Source organism: Phaeovulum molybdatiresistens, assembly GCF_023544865.1.
Lineage (GTDB): Bacteria > Pseudomonadota > Alphaproteobacteria > Rhodobacterales > Rhodobacteraceae > Pontitalea.
The window spans coordinates 21,990-43,567 of record NZ_JAMJFX010000021.1; the positions used below are offsets into that span (position 1 = coordinate 21,990).

Consider the following 21,578-nt stretch of genomic DNA (forward strand, 5'->3'; position numbering starts at 1 on the left):
GAGAGGGTTTTCCGGTCATCCGGTCACCATATGCACCCGAAAAACCGTCCTCTTTCACCCTTCGGAGCGCGTTTTCGGCAGGACAAGCGGCGGGCATTTGACCCCCGCAAAACCACCCGTTCGAACTGTTCCGGCCCACCGCTGGACCCCGACTGGATTCCCGGTTGGACCCCGGAATCCACCGAGGCATCCACCCCAATGAGAACGGGGAGAGGCGTCTTCCGACGCACTCTCCCCATCATGCCTTCTGCATAGCACGGATCTGTTGCAGATGTCGAAAAGAAAAGTGTTGCAACACTTTGGAGTCACTTGGAGTTCAGGCGATCCCGCAATGCCTTTCCGGCTCTGAAGGCGGCTACGCACTTCTCGTCAACCTGGACGGTTTCCTGCGTGCGCGGGTTGCGTCCCAGGCGCGCCTCACGTTTGCGCACCGAGAAGGTGCCAAACCCACGAATCTCCACCCGACCGCCATTCGCAAGCGCTTCAGTGATCGCATCGAACACGCGGTCAATGACCTTTTCCGCATCAGCGCGCGACAACCCCGGCGCTTCGGCTGCGACCTTGGTGGCCAATTCGCTTCTGAGCATTCGATCCCCTCCCGATTTCCAGAAGTCTCTGACAATTTTTTTTGCGGCTTACAACGGCTTGGCGGCCATCAAGACCGCCAAGCCCGTTCGTGTCAACCAGCGTTCAGTCTTGCCGCGATCTTGGTCAGAGCCAGCTGCCAGCGCCGCCATGCGGTGGTACGATCGCAGCCCTGCTCCGCGCAGATCTGCTTCCACGGCACGCGGGCCGCGCGGGACCAGACCAGCTTGCGCTCGTCCTCACCGATCCAGAGCACCCAATCGAAGGTCTGCTCAAGCCGGGTGATCGCGGCGGCCGAAGGCCAGACCCGCATCGGCTCGGGTTCCATGGCGGCGATCTCGCGGGGCGTGCGCATGACCGCCGGCCAAGCGCTGAAATACCCGCGTGCCTTTACCGGAGGCAGCTTGCGCAGGGTGCGGAACGCTTCCTGGAAATGATCCGCCACGTCGTCGGTGGTCCAGTTGCGATCAACCATGGCGCACCTCCTTGCCCTTTCCTCGTGGCCCGTAGAGCTTCGCGCCCAACTGCTCGACCAGTTCCCGCTCGGGCCAGGTCAGCCGCTGGTCCTCCACGTTGACCGCCAGAACGCCCTGTTCATGCCAGCCGTCCCGTTTGACCTGCTCGGGGTCACGGCGCTTGCCGCCATAGCCCCTGGGGGTGAAGCGCATGCCCATCACGCCAGCCCTCCTTTCGTCTCGATCGCCCAGAGCAGGAGCGCGATGGCGTCAGCTTCGTTGTCGTCGGCCGGGCTGAAGCCGCGGGCCCGGACGGCGGCGATCATCGCCTGCTTGGGCGCGTTGCCTTTGCCGGTGGCGTGGCGTTTGATGGTGCCGACCGGGGTTCCGGCGTAAGGCACACCGCGCAGCTCCGCCCAAGCGGTCAGCGTGGCCATGAGCCCGCCGTAGACGTGCGCCGCGTCCGTACCTGCGTGACGGCGGACCTCCTCGAACCAGATCGCGGCGACGGGCCCCGACAGCCGGTCGATCTCGGTCAGCCAGTTGGTGAAGCGCAGGTAGCGCATGCCGCCGCCGTCATAGCGGCCGGGCTTGAAGCTGACCGTGCCGGTTGTGATCAGACCGTTATAGCCGCGCAGGGCCCAGCCGGTGGTGGTGCCGAGGTCGAGCGCCAGTATGCAGCGCGGGTTTTGTGTGGGTTCGGCCATGCCGACCTCCTCTTCGTTTGGACGAGCATGGCGGGAGGGCTGGCCGGTGAAGGCTGCGGTCTCGCCAGGCCCCGAAGGGTGGTCTGGTCATGTCAGGCGCGGGGCGAGTGGACCGCCCGGCACTTCCTTCAGTTCTTTCAACGGGCCATCTTGAAAGAAGTTTGGCCCTAAGATGTTGATCTCTATATATAATATAACTTCTTTCAATATTTCAATTATTTCATGAGGTACCTCATCCTTATTTTAACCGCGCGCGCGAGGATACACACATACAGGGATCCTCTTGAAAGATTGAAAGAAGTGAAGGAAGTCAAAATCCCGTTCCTTTACAGGCAGTTGCTCCCGAACTTCCTTCAATTGAAAAAAAACCCGGGTTTGAAGGAAGCCCCCCAAATCACGTCAGCAACCGGTAGACCATGGCCCTCCGACCGCCGGTATCCCGCATGCCGGTGGTGATATCCCCGCTTTCGATCAGGGTGAGCAGGATCTCGTCCCGATCACGCGATTTCAGCCACTGTGAGGCCCGGGTGATCTCGGACTTGGTGATCCCCTTTGCTCCGGACGCACGGATGATCTCCTTCAGCCGCTTCAGGTGGGCCTCGGTCTCGGTGTCCGCGACGTGCCGCTCGACGGCTTCCATGGTCCGCTGTGCATAGTGCCGCACAAAGCTGATGGCCCAGTCTGCCGCTGTGATCTCGATCTCCGGCCGGGCCGGATTGCGCCCTACTGCCACTATGAGCGCGAGCTTGAGGGCATTTTCCCCAATGCGAGCGAGGATCGCCGTGAAAGCCGTGCCAGCCGCGGCCCGCAATTCCTCCGTCAGCTCGACGCTGAGTTGGTGGAACCGGGCGCGGGCCTCTTCCGTCATCGGCACGATCATCGGGTTTACGGCCGTGTTCTGACCCGCCGTCTTGCCGGTCAAGTTTCCCTTTGCGCCGCCCCCACCCGCCGCAATCAGCTGCAACCCCTGGATCAGCGCGGGCGGGGCCTGCCGGATACCGACGGCGATGTTTTCGTCGGGGTAGTCCTCGTCGCTGGGCAGGATCAGGAAACGGGCCAGTGATCCATCCACCACGTTCGCCCCCTGCAGCGCGCCCCAGAAATGCAGCGGCGTCGTGGTGCCATAGACGCAAAGGCAGGGCTGGTTGATGTCGCGCCTTTCGTTCGTGCCGTCCCGGTTGGCGTATTCCGCGCCGAGGAAGATCCCGCCCGCTGCCGTGTAAAGCTCGGTCATGTTGTCGAGGATTTCCGTGATGTGGCGCGGGCTGCGCTTGCGGTCCGCTGCCGCCGACAGGAACATGCCGAACTCGTCGATCTGGAACAGGATCGCAGGCTGGCGGTGCAGCGCGGTCAGAAGCCCAGCACCCGAGGCGATCTTGTTGCCCCCAAGGTGATGGGCGAGCCCCGCCTCGAAGAAGGTCTCGTTGATGATTTCTCGGGCGTGGTTCTTGCCCGAGCCGCTGTCCGCGATGCCCACAACATACAGGTTCGAGCGCAGGTTGCTCTCCGTCCGGTAATTCCGCCCCATAAGCGCACCGATGGCGCAAAGGCTGGCCCCGAGCGACAGCAGCGGCTGTGGGCGCCGGGCGGTTGTCAGCATGTAATCCGTCAGATCACCGACCAGCCCATCGGGGATTGCCAGCGAGAACGCCGGCTGAGCCAGGGCCGCGAATGGTTCGCCTGCCGCCACATCCAGCCTGGCCAGCAGCCCGGCCGCCGGATGATTACCTGCCTCGGGCATGCTTCCATCCAGACGAAGGTCAGGGTCGGGCTGCCAGCCGCGCTCCATCGCGAGATGATAGATCGTGCCTGCGCCAATCCGGTCGGGCTTGAAACTGGCCCAAGCCTTCATGGTGGTGGCTGGAACATCCTTTGCCGCCTGCGCGGACCAGTCGGCGAAGATGTCCGCCCCAGCCTCGCCGAGCGCCCCCTTCAGGGCCATGCCGATCCGCATCCAGCTGTCGTAGTCCAGTTCCGCATTCGGGAGCCATGCGAGCGCCGCCTCGATGGCCGGCAAGGTACCTATCTGACTGTGACCGCGTGAGATTTCCGGTGGTGGCGACATGGCCGCCAGCCCCCGCTGGCGCAGCGTTTCCGGCAGAAGTGCATAGGCCTCGTCGAGGAAAGCGGTCGCAGCCTCAGACGAGATTTCCGGCAAGTCAGTGATGTCGATATCCGCCAGCCCCTCCTCGGGCCAGGCATAGGGAGCACCCGTGTCGGGGTGGATCGCATAGGCCAGAAACTGCTGTCCGAGGCAGAGCACCTCCAATGGATGGCGCTTGATGCCTCGGAAGGGCTCGGCGGTCCGATAGACCAACATCCGCTTCGGGGCCCGGCCGATCCGCAAGGCAGGCGTGTCACCGAGACGCTCTCTGGCTAGGCGCTCGATCTGCAGCGCCAGTTCCGCGCTATCGGCAATGTCGATATCGACGGCTGCGACAGCGCCGCCGACAATGCCAACGCCACAATCCGGCCAAGACGACCAAGTAGCCACCTCGACCTCGGTGGTGCCGCGCTCGGCATGACGGTTCCATTCCGGGTAATCCGCCCATGCCCCGCGCTGGAAGCGGCCAGGCTTCTTGGTGCCCGGCCCGATCGGCAGGATGGCATAGCCATTGGTGACGAGCCGCGCGCCGAAGCGCGCCATGAAGGATGTGTCAGCCATCAGAAGGGCACCTCGGGGGTCATGGCGTCGAGGCGTTTGCGGTCCTTGGCCGCAAGCTCACGCAGGTGGTCGCAATATCCGGTTACCACCGCATCGATGAAGCGGTCCCACTCGGTCTCGGTCAGGGTGGCAAGATCGGATTTCCCGATGCTTTCCAGATACTCGCCGCCCATCTGGCCGCCGACGGTCATCGCCACGGCCTCGTTCGGGGTCGGATCGATCATGCCCTTCCTCCCATGGCAGATGTCCTGACAGGCCCGGCTGCAGAGGTGCCTGCGGCTGGCATCGCGGCGCGGGTCGAAGAGGCGGAAATCCCGGTCGAACCAGCCAAACCCACGAGGTTGCCGGTGGCAGACGGCGCAGAGGCCGGGGTGGGATTGGGGCATGGGTCGAACCTGTGGCCGGAGACTTCGACGTAGCGGCCCGAGGGGCGGACCGAGATTGCACTGGGGCTTGCGAGATGCTTGGCCTGAGCGATTGCCTCATCGACGGTGAGCGGCACCGGGGAGCCCGGGGCGCGCTTGCGCCACCATTCGGCGGCCTTCTGGCGCGCATAGTCCTGATGTTCGATGCAGACCCATTCGCTGTAGGACTTGAGCCCGCAGCTATAGGTCACCTTGAGCGAGGGCCGCCCGCCGAGCTTGTCGTGGCGGCTGTAGGACACGCCGTGAACCGTCAACCACTGCACTTTCGGTGAAAGGACGGGCAGCGTGGCTGCCGTGGGGGCGATCTTCACCTCACGTGCCGGGAAGACATGGCCGCAATCCGGGCATTCCGTCGCCGAGAGCGCAATGATGCTCTCGCACATCGGGCAGACCTTGGTCGGGGCCTCGCCGCCACCGGCCTCGCCGGGCCGTCGGGGCCGCACCAGATCGATCGGCCCATGGCGGCGGACATTGCCGGCGAAGTCGAGCACCAGGCAGTTTTCCTTGCCCGGCGCGAGGCGCGTGCCACGGCCGACCATCTGCACATAGAGGCCGGCTGACTTGGTGGGGCGCAGCAGTGCGATCAGATCGACGGCGGGGGCGTTGAAGCCGGTGGTCAGCACCCCCATCGAGGCCAGCGCGCGGATTTCACCACGCTTGAAAGCGGCGACGATGGCATCGCGCTCCCCCTTCGGCGTGTCGCCGAAGATCGTGCGGCAGGTGATGCCCTGGCGGGCGAACTCCTCAGCCACATGGCGCGCATGCTCGACGCCCGAACAGAAAGCCAGCCAGGACTTCCGGTCGCGGCCGTGCTCGATGATCTCGCTGACCGCTGCCCGGGTGATGGCCTCCTTGTCGACCGCCGCTGCCAGATCGCGCTGGATGAAATCGCCTGCGCGGGTGCCGACCTTCGAGACATCCAGCCGCGTGGCGGGCTGTTTCGACACCAGCGGGCTCAGATAGCCGGCGTCGATCAGATCGCGGACTGGGGCCTCATAGGCGATGTCGGTGAAGAGCGCGTTCTTGCCCTCATGCAGCATGCCGCTGTCCAAGCGGAACGGCGTGGCAGTCAGCCCGATCACCTTGAGCGCGGGGTTGATCCGCGCCAGCCCATCGAGAAACCGGCGATACATGGTGCTGGTGTCGCCGGGAATGAGGTGCGCTTCATCGATCAGCACCAGGTCGGTGTGGCCTACCTCCTGGGCGCGGCGGTGGATCGACTGGATGCCCGCGAAGAGGATACGGGCCTGTGCCTCGCGCTTGCCCAAGCCCGCCGAGTAGATGCCTGCCGGAGCCTCGGGCCAGAGCCCGATCATCTCGGCATGGTTCTGGGCAATCAGCTCTCGCACATGCGTCACGATCAGGATGCGCTGGTCAGGCCAGGCCTTCAGCACGCCCTCGATGAAGGCGGCCATGACGAGCGACTTGCCTCCGGCGGTCGGGATCACCACCAGCGGATTGCCTTTGTGGGATTGAAAATAGCCATAGATCGAAGCGATCGCGGCCTCTTGATAGGGGCGCAGGGTCAGCATGGCGCGGCCTCCGTCGTTCGGGCGTCGTTTGCCCAGGTCGAGCCATCGGCCATGCGGTAGGTGACGACATCGTCACCCGCATCGATGACCTCACCCGGGACGAGATCGGGGATGAAGAGATGGCGGTTGCAGGCCGCACGCTGCTCCGCGGGGGCCAGCACCCGGTCGTGGCGGGCGCAGTGCCAACCGCCATCCACCGGCGTCGAATGCAGGCAGGACCGGCAAGTCACAGCCGCCGCACCGCCCTCGTGGCAGGCAGCATGGTGGTCGCAGAACCGGCATTCGAACCAGGCCGGGTCCTCGCTGATCCGTGCGGGCGGATGCTGGGCGAAGATGATCCGGCCTGCCTTGTCCAGCAGACGTTCTGCCATGGCGCTGTCGGACTCGATGCGCTCGATATGCAGCGCGTCGGTGTCCTTGCAGACCGCCACATAAAGAGCGCGGGTGATGCCAGTCAGGTGCATGTAGATCTGCATCTGGGCGGCGTGCTGGGGCTTGGCCAGCACCACGCCCTTGGCTGTCAACTCATTGAAGCTCTTGACCCCGTGGGTCTTGAACTCGAGCACATGCCAGGTCTTCGGGGCCTCGAGGATGCCGATGGCCACGCCATCCAGCGATCCGCCGAAATGGCCACCATGGGTCTCGACACGGAACTGACGACCGGTTTCGGGATCGACCTCGAGCACGGTCGCGCCGGTGGCGCGCAGGTTGCGCACGAGGCGGTCCTCTTCCAACTGTCCGGTCTCGAAGAGGCGCAGCAGGCGGCCAGAATGGCGTGCGGGCGTGACCCAGCGGAAATCGTACCAGAGCGCCCGGGCGCAGGATTTGCCGATGATCGAGGCACCAAGGTGGTCACGAAAACCATCGCCCTGACGGGCCTCGTAGTCGGCATAGATCGCCGTCAGCGTCGGCGTGGGGGCTTCGGGAAGCTCAGCCATCACAGCCCCTCCCGTTCGCTGCGGGCCTGAGCCTCAGCCAGGATGCCATCCCACGTCTCCGGGTCATGGCGCTCGCGCAGCACGCCGATCAGGGCGTCCTTCAGCTTTTCACGGCGACGGCGGCCTGCTCCCCGGGCCAGCAGTTCTGACCGTTCGCGGCTCAGATGCCGGAGTGCCGTACGGGCCCGATGAAACCAGTCCGGGTCGATGGGTTTGTGGCCACGCTGCCGGGCCAGATCAGCCGTCGCGATCTGCGTGCGGATCTTGGCGATGGCGTCGTCGAGTTCGATCAACCGGCGCTGATCATCAGGCAAGCCGGAGCTGATCGCGGCCCCAAGGTTTCCCTCGGCGGCCGCGTTGTTCATGTCAGTCATGGGAATGTCCTCAGATTGCGGGAGGCACCGCCCCGGCTGTCACCAGATCAGGGCGGCGCGGGGTCTCAGCTCTTCTTGTTCCAGGGAGCAGACGTCATCTTGGGCGGGGCTGCCGGTGTCGCGGGCGCAGCGGGCGTCGGTTTGGCAGCACGGGCCGTTGCGGCGCGTTCGGGCGGCAGGTAGGCGATGGCATTGCTCTCGCCGTAGCCGTTCTTCGGCGGCTTGATCTTCACCTGGATCGTCATGGGGATCAGGTGCAGTTCCTCGCTGTCGCTGACATGCATCTTGCCCGTCGCGTGACAGATTGCCGAAAGCGTGCGCTGCGCGATCTCCACGGTGGTCGGGTTCGGGTTCACGAGGTTCAGCTGATCGAAGATCTTCCGCCCCTTGTGCTCGCCCTCGAGGATATCGAGCATCAACCAGAGAAACTGGCCCATGCCGTTGCGGGTCACGCGCATCTCGCTCTCGACGATCTGGGCGCGGTATTTTCCGGCAGGCAGCAGCTCGTAGGCGGTGGTGGGCTCGACGCTGGTGGCGTCAAAGGACGTATCAAAACGTGCCATGGTCTTGTCCTTTCGGGGCGATCATTCGGATTGGGGCATGGCCGCCATGAACTCGGCCCAGCTGAGGGGCAGCGTTTCCGGCAGGCCGTAACGGTTCTTGGCGAGGAAGGCGGGGCGCTCCTCGGTGTGCATGACGCGCGCACCGGACCCGAGCGCCCGGGTCACCTTCTTGTTGAAGCCGACATCGGATTTAGCGACCGAAATCTGATAGTTGGCGAAGAGGACCACATCGGAATGCTCCTGCAGCAGCGCCGAGGCCCGGGCCTGCAGCTTGATCATGTAGCGGTCGTAGGGCTCGTGTTCCGGGCTATCGAAGCGCTTGATGTCGGTATGGGCAATCTGGATGACCGCCATGCCCTTCTGGTCACGCAGCGCATTCAGCTTGTCGAGGTATTCGCGCCAGATATTCAGCGCCTCGGCATAGCCCTTCCCGAAGCCGGGGGTTTCGATGGAGGGCCAGCCATTGCGCTGGCAGGCCTCGGCCCAGATCAGCGGCTCCAGCCAGTCGATGCTGTCGATGACCACCGTGCCGAAGTCGTGGTCCTCGGTCAGGAGCGCATCGAGTGCCCCGGCCACTTCCGCGTAGCTCGTCGCCAGCGGAAAATGCGGGACCTGCAGCTTGCCGAGCCCGTCCTCAGTCATGATGAACACTGGCCGGTCTGCATCGGCCGCGAAGGTGGATTTGCCGACCCCGGCAACACCGTGGATCAGGATGCGCGGCGGCGTCAGCGCCGAGGTCATGCGCAGGGATGCGAGAGAAATGGCCATCAGTGTGGGTCTCCGTGAGGATTTGCGTCGAAATCTGGCTGCGGGCGGTTTGCCGGTGTGGCGGTCACTTCCGCGCAGAGCGCATCGAGCCGGTCAGCCTCGGCGAGGCTTTCCATTGCCTTGCGCCCCATGTAGCACCGCGCGTCTTCAAGCAGATCGAGATCGGCGATCGGATCGCTGGCGCTGGGAGGAAGGGTGCGGCGCACGATGCCAGGATCCGCCACCTCCGCGTCGCGGATCAGGCGGGCGTCGTGGATGAACTTGCGCGACATGCCCAGTTCACTGGCCGTGGCCGGCCGGGTGTTTCCGTTGGGAACACCCAATTCTGTCTGGTTGGACCCAAGTCGGGCGACTTCGCCCCGTGCTTGCGCCGCGTCGTATTCATCCGCCAGACGGCGCTTGGCGGTGGCTTCGATTTCCAGCGCATCGGCCTGCGCCCGGTGTGCTGCCGCGATCAGATCGTCATGGGCGGACTTGGCACGCTGCAAGCGCGACGCACGCTTGGCGGCATCATAGGCCAGCCCAGCGAATTCGCGCGCCTCGAGAACCTCGGCGGCCGTCTTTGCACCGGCAAGCATGCTGGCGGCACGGTCGATCAGGCTTGGCAGGTCCGCCGCTCCGGCCGGAATGGATACAAGCTCTGTCATCACGCGGCCTCGTTCGGCTCGAGCGTGACCTTTAGCGTGCCCGTCCTTACCGTGCGCGCGGGCTCGAACCCCTTGCGCCAGGCCTCGGGCAGCGAGCCGTATTTTCGCTCGGAAACAGACAACCTGCTGTCGATGAACTCGGCCGGATCCTCACCGCTAGCGGCGATATTGGCGGCGATCTGCGCCAGTTTCTCCTGGTCCCAGTCGACGCGTTTCGGCAAATCTGCCACCACCGTGTAATCGCCATCAACCAGCCGGACGGTGCCGGTGTCCTTGCAACAGGCCCGGCGCGCCTCGGCCGCGCGGGTTGCGTAGCGCACCTCAAGGGCGGCATTGAGGCGTGCCGTCGCAGCCTTTAGCTGCTTGCCCGCGTGGTCGAGTTCAGCCTGCAGGCAGGCCAGCAGCTCCACGGGCAATTGCGCCATCTCTCCGGTGGGCATGTTGATCATGTCCTCCACGCGCGGGGCATTGTCGGGGTAAGTCATGGGATTTCCCTTTTTTCGTTGAATGGATCAGGCAGCCGCAGCGAGTTGCTTCACGGCGGCGCATCGGGCAGCGCCCTCTTGCGGGCGGGCGATGGCGAGATAGGCGAACCGATCAGGGCCCAGCCGTTCCTGGACGAGATGGATACGGCCCAGTTCGAAAAGCCGGTAAGCCGCGTCAGCGGTGGCCCGCAGCCCCTCAAGTTCGGTTCGAGCGAGTTTCGAGACATTGGCTGTCGTATCGACAACCAGAAATCCCGTGTGATAGGCCAGCCGCGCGCCGGGCTCGGCGACATCAACCCAAGCCATCAGCGTGATTTCGGAAACAACAACGGCCATCACGCAACCCTCGTCGCATGGCCGTGGTCACCGGCCGGCTGCAGCCGCTCTTTCTCGAAGGCCAGGACGTCATCGAGCCGATAGACGATCCGGCCGCCGATTTTCATGTAGGCCGGGCCTTGGCCTGACCACCGCCAGCGCTCCAGTGTGCGATGGGACAAGGTCCAGCGCCGTGCCAGCTCCTTTTGGGTGAAGCAGATCTTCTCTTGCATCGTCGTCTCCAGGTCGGTGCCTGAAGACAAAATGCGAAACTCGACTGTGGGATGTCGTCAGGATCACCGGGGGATGCGGGAGGGGATCAACATCACGCGGAAAACATATCGAAAAATGCAAAGAGGGGGATCGTCATCCCCCTCCATCCCCCAGCCGATCCCCCTGTCGTCCCCTTCCACAGGGGGCGCCGCATGGTCAGTCGATGTTGAGCCGATAGTTCCCGCGCCGATCGGACCGGATCAAATCGCGCCAGTTGTTCTTGGACTTGAACACATCCGACATCCGCAGGCTTTTCGAACGCGCCTCCGACAGGATGGATTTCCCGTTCTGCCAGGGCTGGCCCGCCTGCGCACCACGATGCAGAGCCTGCACGACCGCGGCCTGGATCGGGCCCAGTTGAAACCGATGGCCGTTGCAGCGGACCTCCGAATAGTCGCGCGAAGCGATGAAGGTCCGGTCTTCGATCTGCCTGCCCGCAGAGAAACCTGACTTGATTTCATAGCGGTCGCGCTCGGCACGCCGCATCAGAAGATCCCCGATCACCACATAGTGCGGCTCCACCTCGCCCCAGAGCGTCACATATCCCGCATCGGGCGCGCGGAAGTCGCTCAGACGAGCCTCGCCGGACCGAAACAGATGAAAGACATCACAGGCATGCAGATCGATCACCCCGCTGAAATACTGCCGATCGAACGGGATCCGGAACGGCCGCCCCTGCCCGTCCTCTTCGTAATCGCCGAACTCCAGCGGAAGGCCGAACACGCGAATCGAAAGCCGCAGCTCATCATTCTCCGCAAGGTAAACCAGATCATCCTCGGTAATGTGCCACCTGCTGAGGATCTCCGGGATCGTGAAATATGCCTTCTCGATCTGCATTTTCGTCCGATTCCCCCCGCGAAAATGTTCTGACTTCGTTCTAGCCCCTTGACCTTCTCGGATCAATCCAATCCTATCCTATAATATCCACATTCGTCTGGGGATAAGATGACTGAACACCACACGCTTGCAGACCGCCTGCAGGCCCGCGCCAACCAGCTCGGGCTCAGCCCCGCGCATGTCGCCGAAATGGCCGGCGTGAACCGGTCCTTTGTCTATGACATCCTGCGCGGTCGCTCGACGCGGCCGGGGCTCGACCGCCTGGCCGAGGTCGCACGCGTCCTGAAGGTCGATCTGGATTGGCTGATCCACGGAATTGGCGGGGTCGAAGGGGACTCGCCCTTCATCGAAAACCCTGACGACAGCTTCGTCGCGATCACACATGCCGGCGTCCGCCCTTCGATGGGCGGCGGCGCCGTCGTCCTGGACGAGCAGGAACCCTCGGGTCGCGCCTATCACTTTCGCCGATCCTGGATCAAACACCGCCTCCAGGCGTCGCCGTCGCAGTTGCGGATCATGACTGTCGAAGGCGACAGCATGGAACCAACCCTGCTCAATGGCGATACGGTCCTCGTCGACATGACGAAGCGCGCGCCCAATCCGCCGGGCATCTTCGTACTCGACGACGGCATGGGGCTGGTCGCCAAACGCCTGCAGCATGTGCCGAACAGCGACCCGCCCGCCGTGCGGGTCATATCCGACAACAAGCACTACCCCGAGTATGAACGGACCGCCGAAGAGATTAACATCATCGGGCGGATTCGCTGGTTTGCGCGGGAAATCTGACCCGGACCACAGGCAAGCACGACCATCTACGCAGCACCCCGCAGCACCCCTTCAAGCCTCTGTTTTAACTTGAATATCAGCGCTTCTTGGAGCCCACATGGGCCACCAACTCGAAAGGTGCCCCAATGCTTGACATGCTGTCCACCCCGATTTCGGGGCCCAATCCTCTATGTCCCGACAAGATGTCCGCACGCACAAGGTTTGAAGAACTCGGCCGCATCCTTGCTGCTGGCGTCGTTCGCCTGAATGCGGCGAAGTCCAGTTCTTTATCTGCCGCCGATGGAGACAGTTTCGTGGACTTCTCGCCCCGAAAGAGCGGTGGTCGTCGTGCAAAACGCATCCGCATCGGAGGAATTCATGCGCAGAACCAATAAGATAACCAGTGGCAAGTCTGACCCTGACAAGGCAAGAGGTCAAACAGTGCTCTCGAGCCTTGCTGCCCTAAAAGCCATGTCGGTCAAGGACCTGAAGGCCGAATGGGAAAAACTCATCGGGACATCCTCTCCGAACAACAGCCGGGCCTTCCTCGAATTCCGGATCGCATACCGGATCCAAGAATTGGCCTATGGCGGCCCCGACCGCAAAACACGGCGGATGCTGGACCTCCTAGCCGACGAGGTGGAGGGACATAGCAGGCGCAAACAACAGATCATGGATCCCCGCAATCCGGTGATCGGCACTCGGCTTATTCGCGAGTGGGATGGCGTAGAGCACACGATCACGGTCCTGAAGGACGGCTTCGACTGGCAGGGTCGCAAGTTCAAGTCGCTGTCCGCCGTCGCCCGCGAAATCACCGGCACCCGCTGGAACGGCTACCGCTTCTTTGGCCTGCGCGAGCGGAAGCGGGAGGAGGCATGATGCAGATGGATACCAAGCCGAACCGCCGCCTGCGCTGCGCCATCTACACCCGCAAGTCGAGCGAGGAAGGCCTCGACATGGAATTCAACAGCCTCGACGCCCAGCGGGAGGCTTGCGAGGCATACATCGCCAGCCAGAAGTCCGAGGGCTGGGTCGCCACGCGCGAACGCTATGACGATGGCGGGTTCTCGGGGGGTAATCTGGACCGGCCCGGCCTGAAGCAGTTACTGACCGACATCGACGATGGGCTGATCGACGTCGTGGTGGTCTACAAGATCGACCGCCTGTCGCGCTCGTTGATGGATTTTTCTAAGCTGGTCGAGGTGTTCGACCGCAACGGCGTGACTTTCGTCTCAGTGACGCAGTCCTTCAACACGACAACATCCATGGGGCGGTTGACACTGAACATCCTGCTGTCCTTCGCCCAGTTCGAGCGCGAGGTCATCGGCGAACGCATCCGCGACAAGGTGGCAGCCTCGCGCAAGCGCGGCATCTGGATGGGGGGCTATGTGCCGCTTGGCTACGATGTGCAGGACCGCAAGTTGGTGGTGAACGAGGCCGAAGCCGCCAACTTGCGGCGGATCTTCCAGCGGTTCATTGATCTGGGGTCCGCGACCGTGCTGGCGCGGGAACTGCGCAGGGAGGGCTTCCGTAACAAGCAGGGCACGCTGATCGACAAGGGCTATCTTTACCGGCTGCTGAACAACCGCGTGTATCGGGGCGAGGCGCTCCACAAGGGCAAATCCTATCCCGGCGAGCATGACGCCATCATCGATGTGGACCTTTGGGATCAGGTCCATGCCATCCTGCAGGAAAGCCCCCGAAAGCGGGCCAACAACAGCCGCGCGCAGACGCCAGCACTGCTAAAGGGGCTGATCTTCAGCGAAAATGGCGCCGCCATGACGCCGACCAGCACGAAAAAGGGGACCAAGCTTTACCGCTACTACGTTTCCATGGATGTGATCCGGAACCGCGAGACCGGCGAGGAGACCGCGCCGATGCGGCTTGCCGCCGGAATGGTCGAGGACGCGGTCGTGACCGAAGTTCGGCGCATCCTGCAAACGCCGGAGGTGGTCACGCAAGTGTTGGCTGCACTGAAACGCGACGGCGGCGGCGCATCTGAGGCGGATGCCATCGCAGCCCTTTACGAGTTCAATGCCCTATGGTCGCAACTCTTCCCGGTCGAACAGGCCCGCATCATCCAGTTGCTGGTGCGGCGTGTCACAGTGACCATGGCCGGGCTCGAGGTTGACATTCGGCGAGAAGGCATCGCGGGGGTCGTCCGCGAGATGGTCGCGCCGCGCAGGATGGAGGCTGCAGAATGACCAAGCCAGACGATACGATCCGAGTGCTGATCCCACTCAACGTGCGCAAGAAGAATGGGCGGCCGAAGATCATGCCGCCCGCCGACTACCGTCCCAGCGAGGACCAGGCGCAGGATCCGCACATCCTGCGGGCCATCGGCCGGGCATGGGGGTGGCGGCGGCGCATGGATGCCGGTGAGTTCGCCACCATTCAGGAACTTGCCGAGGCCGTGGGACTGGCGGAACGCCATGTCAGCCGCCAGCTGCGGCTGGCCTATCTGGCGCCCGAAGTGCTGAAGCGGTTGACCTGCGGGCGCGAGGCGACGGCGGTCAGCCTCTATGATCTGTGCTTCTTGGCGAGTGAGGCTTGGGGGGAACAGGTGGGACGGGCGGTCGGGGAGGCACCGCCCAGAACGACATGAACGGCCCAAAACGGTTCCTTGGCAAGACATCCCCGAATGCTGGACATGCCCAGTTCTTCAGTTCCCCGAGGACGTAGTTTCAGTTGCTGCAACCAACTTGCTGACGCCAGATCGTCGGATCGAGCCCTCGAGAACGTGAAACATCGACCGCACCGTAACCGCTTTATCGGGAACTTGCCCGACGTTGGACGGGGCTGCCGCGATTAGTCACGGACAGGCAGCGATACCGCGGACTGACGGAATTCAATCTGGCAGGTGAATCGGGCAGCTTTCGTCCGCCGCCCAATCGGCAAAGCTGAGATAATAAACCCGCACATCGCCCCGTCCTGCGACAACCGCCGCAAGAGCTGCCAAAGCGGCCCGGCCGCCGCCGTTGCAATGGGTGACGACGGGTTTGCTCCCGTCGATGCCGGCTTGGTCCATCATTTGCGCAATCTCGCCGGCGGGTTTCAGGTGTCGGCCGTCCAGGAGGTCACCATGGGCCAGCAATGCAGCGCCCGGCAGGTGGCCACCGCGCGCATTGCCTTTCAGATCGACGCCTGCATGTTCCTGTATCGTGCGGGCGTCGAAGACCTGCACGTCGGGCAGATCGGCCTTCAGGCCGGTACGCTCCGCCAGCCCCACCACACCGCTGCCGGGCGATAGTTGCAAGGAAACAGTGGCGCGGCCCGCCTGCGGCGGCAAGGTGGACAGCGCCGCAATCCCGCCGTTCAACACAGTCGTAGGCAGGCCGAAATATTGCAGCATGAACCAGACCCGCGCCGCTTCGGTCATTCGGCCGTCATCCAGAACGACGCTCACGGTATCCTTTGCCACTCCAAGCGCTTCAAATTCGCGCTGCCAGTACGCGAGATCGTCGAGGCCCGACGGGCTGCGTTTCGCGGTCTCGACCCACTCTTCAATCGGAACGTTGAGCATCCCTTGAGGGCGCTCATCGGCAGCGGGCACATAGATCAGCCGGAGAGGTCCGAGCGCGGCAAGGTCGGCGTCGTTGACGAGTGGGTTGATGTGCATGCTTTCTCCAGATTGTTGGGTTGAAGAATATCGGTGCTGTCAGATCAGCCCCATGGCCAGACCAAGACCGAGAGCGATCATCGTGAGTGCAACGATGATCTTAACTCCGCGCAGCGTGACCTTGTTAAGGATGCGCGACCCGATGAAGGCCCCAAGAAAGGCGCAGAGCGTGGCGACGCCAACCACCGTCCAGACATCCGGCGTCAGGGCCGCAAAATTGCTGGTGAGATGCGACAAGCCATAGACGCTCAGCCGTGTAGCGTCGACGATCACGGCTGCAACAACACCGGTGGCGATGAAGGCTTCCTTCGTCAACCCAGCCTTGATCAGGAAGGCGGTCCGGAATGCGCCCTGGTTGCCCGACAGGCCACCGAAGAACCCGGAGATCAGCCCGCCCAGCGGGAGTAACCGCGCCGGGAATTTCAGTCGAGAAAAGGCGGGGGACAGTTCCAGCAGCGCAAAGATCACGATTAACGTGCCGATGGCCAGCGGCAGCGCTTCGATCCGGTATTCGTTACCGAAAGCCGCCCAGGCTGTGATCGTCGGCAAATCAGACAACCGGACCAGAAGTGACGCACCAAGCATGGCGGCAAGTGCAGCAGGGACAGCAAAGCGAAACAGCACCCGCGCATCTGCCTGTCGTCCGACAAGCGCCAGTTTGAACAGGTTGTTGGCCAGATGAACCAGTGCGGTGGCGCCAATTGCCACCTCGACCGGCATCATAAGGGCAAAGGCCGGCATCAGGATAGTGCCAAGCCCAAAACCAGAGAAGAGCGTCAACCCCGAGGCGAGGAAAGCGACAAGTGCGACGAACAGGATGTCCATGAAGCCGTGCGCTCCGGGGATGCGGGGATTGACGGAAAGGATAGGGGATGGTTTATCGAATGTCGATAACGAAAGCGAAAGGTGACTGACTTGCTCGAGCGCATGGAGCATCATGATCTGCTGTCAGGACTGGTGCGGTTGCACATCCTGCACCATGCAGCGCACCACCCGGTCTATGGCCAGTGGATGATCGACGAGTTGGCGCGGCACGGCTACCGACTGTCGCCGGGCACACTGTATCCAATGCTCTCGAAAATGGAGCGGGATGGCTACCTGACCAGCAACACGGAGCGCGAAGGACGTACGTCGCGAAAGTTTTACACGATCACGGAAAAAGGACGCGACGGGCTGGCGGTGGCGCAGGTTCGTTTGCGGGAACTGAAGGGCGAGGCGGGAAAAGAATGACAGAACAGAAGCAAGCACATGAGACGCAACCTGCGCAGGGAACACCAGGCGAAGTCTTCTCCACCTTTTTCAAACTTGGCCTGACATCCTTCGGTGGGCCGATTGCGCACTTGGGTTACTTCCGCGAGGAATTGGTCACTCGGCGGAAGTGGCTAAGCGATCACGCCTACGCTGATCTGGTGGCGCTGTGCCAGTTCCTGCCCGGTCCGGCCTCAAGCCAGGTCGGTTTTGCGCTTGGCATGATGCGCGCGGGCTGGCTCGGGGCGCTTGCAGCCTTCACTGCCTTCACGTTGCCCTCGGCGCTGCTGCTGCTAGTCTTTGCGATGACGGCGGCGTCAATCTCGGGCCCTGTCGGAACGGGGGCCCTGAACGGCCTCAAGATTGTCGCGGTGGCGATTGTCGCACAGGCTGTCTGGGGCATGGCGAAGAACCTCTGCCCAGACCGGGAGCGCGCCGCAATCGCTGTCGGTGCCGTGATCATGCTGGCGTTCTTGCCCGGCGCATTCGGGATGGTCGGTGCGATCCTGCTCGGCGCGCTCGCAGGTCTGGCTTTAGGACGCGGCTCGGGAACGCCGGTCGGCGGGCATGTCACCATGCCGGTGTCGCGTGGGATCGCGGCCGCAGCGATGATCGTTTTCTTCGCGCTGCTTTTCCTGCTTCCGCTGACTGCTGGCCAGAGCCAGTCGCTGGCGGTGATCGACAGCTTTTACCGCGCCGGTGCGCTGGTCTTCGGTGGCGGTCACGTTGTCCTGCCGCTCTTGCAAGCTGAAGTCGTAGCACCCGGCTGGGTCACACCGGACCAGTTTCTCGCCGGCTACGGCGCCGCGCAGGCGGTGCCCGGGCCGCTCTTCACCTTCGCCGCCTATCTTGGCGCAGTGCTGGGGCCAGAGCCGAACGGCATCCTTGGTGCGACCTTGGCCCTGCTGGCTGTATTCTTGCCTGGTTTTCTGATCTTGATCGGCGTGTTGCCGTTCTGGGATCGGTTCCGCGCGATGGCACCGGCCCAATCGCTGATGCAGGGCGCGAATGCAGCGGTTGTGGGGATCCTCGGTGCGGCCCTCTATTCGCCTGTGTTCACCAGCGCCATCGGGGACATGCGAGACTTCGCGCTGGCGCTCGCATGCTTCGTCCTGCTGATGGCGTGGAAGGCCCCGCCTTGGGTGGTTGTCATTGTTGCGGCGGTCGGCGGTGTGGGACTGGCGCTGATCGCCTGAGGCTCATCTGAGCCGAGGCAACATGACAGTTGTTCGTGCTTGCCGAAGCGAACGTAGCTTCCCGCTCAGTTGAGACCTGCGGAACCCCTGTGCCCGAACTGCCGCTGACATGCGCTCCGCCCCGCTCAACTACGCCGCCTTCGGGTGCCTCTGTTCGCACCGGGAGCAGACGAACCCGCCTCAACTGCGGCGCAGTTCGATTTCGTCAACACACTGAAAGAAAATCACTTTTTTAAACCGTCTCGATTTTGGTGAAGGGCGGATGGAAAGAGACGAAGGGCGTTCAGAGACCAATTCTGGCCGAAACGCCAGTCTCCGAAAGTCGGATGGCCTCGCTAAACCCCTTTGAAAAAAAAGAAAAAAGGCTCCGTCCGGGACCTCATCTCGAGTTTGCGATGTGCAAGTGGCGGAGGGGATGGGTCTGGTAGCGAACCCTCTCTCGTGCTCACACCCACCCGATTGCATACCTCAGATAGATTAGGACAATATATCCAAAGAGACAAAGCGCAGACCAAAGCTATTTAGCTTATTCTTGAACCTTGGATTAAGCAATAATGTATGCAAAAGTTTCCGTTTTTCGAATTTTCTTGGCGAAAAAGCAGCTGCACTCGGCTTCTTGGAACGAAGTTGATGGCACGAAAGCTAAGCAAACGGTATATCGACCTCAGCAACATTTTACTTAGATCGAGCGCAATAAATCCTGGATCAGATTTCCAAACGGCACCTAGCTCCACCTTGGACCTAAAATGTCTCCTAGTTGGAACGCCCTGCGGCGGCTTGGAACAGGCGGCCGCTGGTTTACACTCCCTAGGAGCTGAACTCCGCTGGCTTCCCGCGAGTTCGGATGTAGTTGACATGTTGGCTCTAGGCCTTGAACCAGATGCCGCACTTGCCCTATTCGATTTTGATGCGTTCAATGATCCGCTAACGCTTCACACGGCTCTCATGATGCTAAGACAAATGAGGACAGGACTGCCGCTCATCCTGGTATCAAAGCACGGATATTCAAAGGAGCTTGCGCCCAACATCGCTTTAGCAGGCTTGTTACACGCTTCGACTGATTGGAGAAGATTGCGGTTTGTCATAGACGAAGCAATTTTCCCTTGACTGTTGCCTCGCCCCAAGGGGCTTGGAACACATTTTTGCCAGCCCAAGTCATACGGTGATGAGTCCCCCTGTTTTTGTTGAACTTAGTGCAAGAAGCTTTCGACAGTATCGGCGCATGATTAATTCAGCCTGCTCTGTGCCCCCTGCCCCGCGCCGGCCTGCTCTGACCCGAGCCAATCTGGAAACACACGCAGATCCCAGCCGGCCTTGGCATAGCTGTTGCGGAAGATGTCGAGGACGGTGCGCAGATGCGGGTCGGCGAGTGGTATCTGCGCCTTGCAAGTGGCGTCACCCGTGAGTGTCACCGCAAGACCCGCGGGCTGTTTTTGCATCTGGATCGTGGTGCAGAGCCAGCGCGGGGTCTCAAAATCGGCCTGCACTGGTTCTGCCGGTGGCTCGGATTTGCGCGCCAGCCGTACACGTTCCTGCGTCATCGACTGGACGAGATCCGCAGGAACGCCCTCTGGCGTCTTTTCCTCAAGATGCTTGACTACCACCGGGATGATCTGATCCATCAGCCGCCGCGTGAGATAAATCGCCTGCTTGGCCCCGCTTGCGTCAACTGCGTTGAGGCAAATCCGGTCTTCGATCGCATCATAGCGCGCCGTGAAGGTCTGCATCAAAAAGGTTGAGGAAGGTGCCTCCGCCCCTCCGACTGTCTCCTGTATTGGCAGCTTTTGATCCATCATGTGCCCACGCCCGACTTTGATCCCTCAGTCCCTCAGTCCCTCAGTCCCTCAGTCCCTCAGTCCCTCAGTCCCTCAGTCCCTCAGTCCCTCAGAGCTAGTTCCTGCACCTTCGCCATGGGTTGCCAGATATATTCAAGCACGGTGCGCTTACCGGAGAGCACGTCAACAGTGGCAGTCATGCCGGGAATAAAGGTGACCGGCTCCCCATCCACCAGAAGCTCACCTTCGATCGCCACATCAATTGTGTAATAGCTGGCCCCGCCGTTTTGCTCATCGACCACCGCATCAGGGCTAATGCGCAAAACGCGGCCGTCAACCGTTCCGTATTTCGCAGAGTCATAAGCCGACAGGCGGATACGCACGGCGTCATCGGGCAGAATGTTCGAGATATCCTGAGGCGCGATCTTCGCCTCAATCACCAGCGCCTCGCCTGTGGGCACAAGTTCCAGAACAACATCACCGGTATTCACAAAACCACCGGGCGTACGGAAGTTCAGCCTGTTGACGATACCCTGCATCGGAGCACGAATAACCGTCCGGCTGACGCGCTCTTCCAGCTGCGGCAGCGCTTCGCGCAGTTCGCTCTGCTCGGCCACCACCGTGTTGATCTCGTCTTTCGATTTCAAGCTGTAGTTGGCCTTTGCATTCGCGATTTCTGTTTCAAGCTCGCGGATGCCGGAGCGCGCTTGTTCGATAGATACCGCAGCACGGTCCCCCTCACCCTTTGTGCGCTCCAGCTCACGTTGCAGCTCCAAGAGGCGCGTCGCGGGCGCGATATTGTCTTTGACTAGCGGCGCCACCACCGCAATCTCTTCCTCAAGCAGCGCTGCAGTGCGCTCGGATGTGCCTACGACGGCCTCTGCGCCCCGCAAATCCTGCTGGCGCTGCTGCAGGCGCTGTTCGAGCACCGCAAGCGTACCCGCAAGCTCTGCCCTACGCGCCGCAAACAGGCTCTGCTCCGTCAGCGCGACCATGGGAGAGCGCGCATTCAGCTCTGCGGGAATGACAAAGTCGCCCCCTTCGATTTCAGCGCGCAGCCGTAATTCCTTGATGTCCAGGGCGGCGAGGCGCTGGCTCAGGCGATTGAGCTCGCTGCTGGCATCCACCGGGTCGATCTCAAAGAGGACTTCACCTTCTTGGACCGTCGTATTCTCCGAGACATAGCGGCGCAGAATCACCCCGCCCTCGGCCGCCTGCACCATCTGGTTTTGCACCGAGGAGATGATGCGGCCTTCGCCCCGCGTGACATTGTCCAGTTCGGCATAATTGGCCCAAACAAGAAGTGCCACGACCAGCGCGATGATCGTGAAGAGAACGGTCGAGCCAGCCAGACCTTCGCGGCCAGCCATCTCACGCGCCAGGCGCTTGAATTCCATCTCAGCCAT

27 protein-coding genes are annotated in these 21,578 nt (G+C 62.4%); 7 read left to right on the forward strand and 20 right to left on the reverse strand.

Annotated elements, in window-relative coordinates; genetic code table 11:
- Positions 1 to 305 precede the first annotated feature (305 nt).
- The 16 genes from MXB90_RS13530 to MXB90_RS13605 all read right to left on the reverse strand — a co-directional run bounded on the left by MXB90_RS13530 (position 306) and on the right by MXB90_RS13605 (position 11,635).
- Positions 306 to 587 carry an integration host factor subunit beta gene (locus tag MXB90_RS13530; protein WP_250045763.1) on the reverse strand — a complete coding sequence of 94 codons (282 nt, stop codon included), beginning with the start codon at positions 585 to 587 and terminating at the stop codon, positions 306 to 308.
- A gap of 92 nt (positions 588 to 679) precedes the next feature.
- On the reverse strand, positions 680 to 1,060 hold the full coding sequence (locus MXB90_RS13535; protein WP_250045765.1) for a DUF6362 family protein: 381 nt from the start codon (positions 1,058 to 1,060) through the stop codon (positions 680 to 682).
- Positions 1,053 to 1,259: a hypothetical protein gene (locus MXB90_RS13540; protein ID WP_462982308.1), complete on the reverse strand. Its 207-nt coding sequence runs from the start codon at positions 1,257 to 1,259 to the stop codon at positions 1,053 to 1,055. Before MXB90_RS13540 ends, MXB90_RS13535 begins: the two co-directional genes overlap by 8 nt.
- Positions 1,259 to 1,747, reverse strand: a complete 489-nt coding sequence (locus MXB90_RS13545; RefSeq protein ID WP_250045766.1) for a crossover junction endodeoxyribonuclease RuvC — start codon at positions 1,745 to 1,747, stop codon at positions 1,259 to 1,261. Before MXB90_RS13545 ends, MXB90_RS13540 begins: the two co-directional genes overlap by 1 nt.
- Before the next feature lie 394 nt (positions 1,748 to 2,141).
- Positions 2,142 to 4,412, reverse strand: a complete 2,271-nt coding sequence (locus MXB90_RS13550; RefSeq protein WP_250045768.1) for a PriCT-2 domain-containing protein — start codon at positions 4,410 to 4,412, stop codon at positions 2,142 to 2,144.
- Positions 4,412 to 4,636 carry a DUF6511 domain-containing protein gene (locus MXB90_RS13555; RefSeq protein ID WP_250045773.1) on the reverse strand — a complete coding sequence of 75 codons (225 nt, stop codon included), beginning with the start codon at positions 4,634 to 4,636 and terminating at the stop codon, positions 4,412 to 4,414. Before MXB90_RS13555 ends, MXB90_RS13550 begins: the two co-directional genes overlap by 1 nt.
- Positions 4,633 to 6,369, reverse strand: coding sequence for a DEAD/DEAH box helicase (locus MXB90_RS13560; RefSeq protein WP_250045775.1), 1,737 nt, complete (start codon positions 6,367 to 6,369; stop codon positions 4,633 to 4,635). The genes MXB90_RS13555 and MXB90_RS13560 overlap by 4 nt, the downstream gene beginning before the upstream one ends.
- Entirely contained in the window at positions 6,363 to 7,307 is a 945-nt protein-coding gene (locus tag MXB90_RS13565) for a PDDEXK family nuclease (RefSeq protein WP_250045778.1), read from the reverse strand. The genes MXB90_RS13560 and MXB90_RS13565 overlap by 7 nt, the downstream gene beginning before the upstream one ends.
- Positions 7,307 to 7,681: a hypothetical protein gene (locus MXB90_RS13570; protein WP_250045780.1), complete on the reverse strand. Its 375-nt coding sequence runs from the start codon at positions 7,679 to 7,681 to the stop codon at positions 7,307 to 7,309. Before MXB90_RS13570 ends, MXB90_RS13565 begins: the two co-directional genes overlap by 1 nt.
- Before the next feature lie 65 nt (positions 7,682 to 7,746).
- A complete protein-coding gene (locus MXB90_RS13575; RefSeq protein WP_250045781.1) occupies positions 7,747 to 8,244 on the reverse strand; it encodes a DUF669 domain-containing protein in 498 nt (165 codons plus the stop codon).
- Positions 8,245 to 8,265: 21 nt separating this feature from the next.
- Positions 8,266 to 9,012, reverse strand: a complete 747-nt coding sequence (locus MXB90_RS13580; RefSeq protein WP_250045782.1) for an ATP-binding protein — start codon at positions 9,010 to 9,012, stop codon at positions 8,266 to 8,268.
- Entirely contained in the window at positions 9,012 to 9,590 is a 579-nt protein-coding gene (locus MXB90_RS13585; RefSeq protein WP_250045784.1) for a hypothetical protein, read from the reverse strand. Before MXB90_RS13585 ends, MXB90_RS13580 begins: the two co-directional genes overlap by 1 nt.
- A 68-nt stretch (positions 9,591 to 9,658) precedes the next feature.
- The gene (locus MXB90_RS13590; RefSeq protein WP_250045786.1) at positions 9,659 to 10,144 is read right to left on the reverse strand and encodes a hypothetical protein; all 486 of its coding nucleotides are present in this window, start codon (positions 10,142 to 10,144) and stop codon (positions 9,659 to 9,661) included.
- A gap of 27 nt (positions 10,145 to 10,171) precedes the next feature.
- A complete protein-coding gene (locus MXB90_RS13595) occupies positions 10,172 to 10,480 on the reverse strand; it encodes a hypothetical protein (RefSeq protein ID WP_250045787.1) in 309 nt (102 codons plus the stop codon).
- Positions 10,480 to 10,692, reverse strand: coding sequence for a helix-turn-helix transcriptional regulator (locus MXB90_RS13600; RefSeq protein WP_250045789.1), 213 nt, complete (start codon positions 10,690 to 10,692; stop codon positions 10,480 to 10,482). The genes MXB90_RS13595 and MXB90_RS13600 overlap by 1 nt, the downstream gene beginning before the upstream one ends.
- A gap of 196 nt (positions 10,693 to 10,888) precedes the next feature.
- On the reverse strand, positions 10,889 to 11,635 hold the full coding sequence (locus MXB90_RS13605; protein ID WP_250045790.1) for a hypothetical protein: 747 nt from the start codon (positions 11,633 to 11,635) through the stop codon (positions 10,889 to 10,891).
- A gap of 42 nt (positions 11,636 to 11,677) precedes the next feature.
- Here MXB90_RS13605 and MXB90_RS13610 point away from each other — a divergent pair, with 42 nt between their 5' ends.
- The 5 genes from MXB90_RS13610 to MXB90_RS13630 all read left to right on the forward strand — a co-directional run bounded on the left by MXB90_RS13610 (position 11,678) and on the right by MXB90_RS13630 (position 14,939).
- Positions 11,678 to 12,355 (forward strand): XRE family transcriptional regulator, encoded by a 678-nt coding sequence (locus MXB90_RS13610; protein WP_250045792.1) that lies wholly within the window; start codon positions 11,678 to 11,680, stop codon positions 12,353 to 12,355.
- 125 nt (positions 12,356 to 12,480) lie between these two features.
- Positions 12,481 to 12,729 (forward strand): hypothetical protein, encoded by a 249-nt coding sequence (locus MXB90_RS13615; RefSeq protein WP_250045793.1) that lies wholly within the window; start codon positions 12,481 to 12,483, stop codon positions 12,727 to 12,729.
- Positions 12,713 to 13,213 (forward strand): DUF2924 domain-containing protein, encoded by a 501-nt coding sequence (locus MXB90_RS13620; RefSeq protein ID WP_284040842.1) that lies wholly within the window; start codon positions 12,713 to 12,715, stop codon positions 13,211 to 13,213. The genes MXB90_RS13615 and MXB90_RS13620 overlap by 17 nt, the downstream gene beginning before the upstream one ends.
- Before the next feature lie 5 nt (positions 13,214 to 13,218).
- Positions 13,219 to 14,538 (forward strand): recombinase family protein, encoded by a 1,320-nt coding sequence (locus MXB90_RS13625; protein ID WP_462982309.1) that lies wholly within the window; start codon positions 13,219 to 13,221, stop codon positions 14,536 to 14,538.
- Positions 14,535 to 14,939 carry a hypothetical protein gene (locus MXB90_RS13630; protein WP_250045797.1) on the forward strand — a complete coding sequence of 135 codons (405 nt, stop codon included), beginning with the start codon at positions 14,535 to 14,537 and terminating at the stop codon, positions 14,937 to 14,939. Before MXB90_RS13625 ends, MXB90_RS13630 begins: the two co-directional genes overlap by 4 nt.
- Before the next feature lie 243 nt (positions 14,940 to 15,182).
- Here MXB90_RS13630 and MXB90_RS13635 read toward each other — a convergent pair whose 3' ends face one another.
- Both MXB90_RS13635 and MXB90_RS13640 read right to left on the reverse strand, forming a co-directional pair.
- On the reverse strand, positions 15,183 to 15,953 hold the full coding sequence (locus MXB90_RS13635; RefSeq protein WP_250045799.1) for a sulfurtransferase: 771 nt from the start codon (positions 15,951 to 15,953) through the stop codon (positions 15,183 to 15,185).
- A 39-nt stretch (positions 15,954 to 15,992) separates the two neighbouring features.
- Complete coding sequence (locus MXB90_RS13640; protein ID WP_250045801.1) at positions 15,993 to 16,778, reverse strand: sulfite exporter TauE/SafE family protein; 786 nt, start codon at positions 16,776 to 16,778, stop codon at positions 15,993 to 15,995.
- A gap of 90 nt (positions 16,779 to 16,868) precedes the next feature.
- On the opposite strand from MXB90_RS13640, the gene MXB90_RS13645 reads away from it, so the two are divergent.
- Both MXB90_RS13645 and chrA read left to right on the forward strand, forming a co-directional pair.
- Positions 16,869 to 17,183 (forward strand): PadR family transcriptional regulator, encoded by a 315-nt coding sequence (locus MXB90_RS13645; protein ID WP_250045803.1) that lies wholly within the window; start codon positions 16,869 to 16,871, stop codon positions 17,181 to 17,183.
- Entirely contained in the window at positions 17,180 to 18,397 is a 1,218-nt protein-coding gene (gene chrA, locus MXB90_RS13650) for a chromate efflux transporter (protein ID WP_250045804.1), read from the forward strand. The genes MXB90_RS13645 and chrA overlap by 4 nt, the downstream gene beginning before the upstream one ends.
- A 1,226-nt stretch (positions 18,398 to 19,623) precedes the next feature.
- On the opposite strand, the gene MXB90_RS13655 is transcribed toward chrA, so the two are convergent.
- Together MXB90_RS13655 and MXB90_RS13660 are read right to left on the reverse strand one after the other, a co-directional pair.
- Positions 19,624 to 20,124 (reverse strand): hypothetical protein, encoded by a 501-nt coding sequence (locus tag MXB90_RS13655; RefSeq protein ID WP_250045805.1) that lies wholly within the window; start codon positions 20,122 to 20,124, stop codon positions 19,624 to 19,626.
- A gap of 149 nt (positions 20,125 to 20,273) precedes the next feature.
- Positions 20,274 to 21,578: an HlyD family type I secretion periplasmic adaptor subunit gene (locus MXB90_RS13660; RefSeq protein WP_250045807.1), complete on the reverse strand. Its 1,305-nt coding sequence runs from the start codon at positions 21,576 to 21,578 to the stop codon at positions 20,274 to 20,276.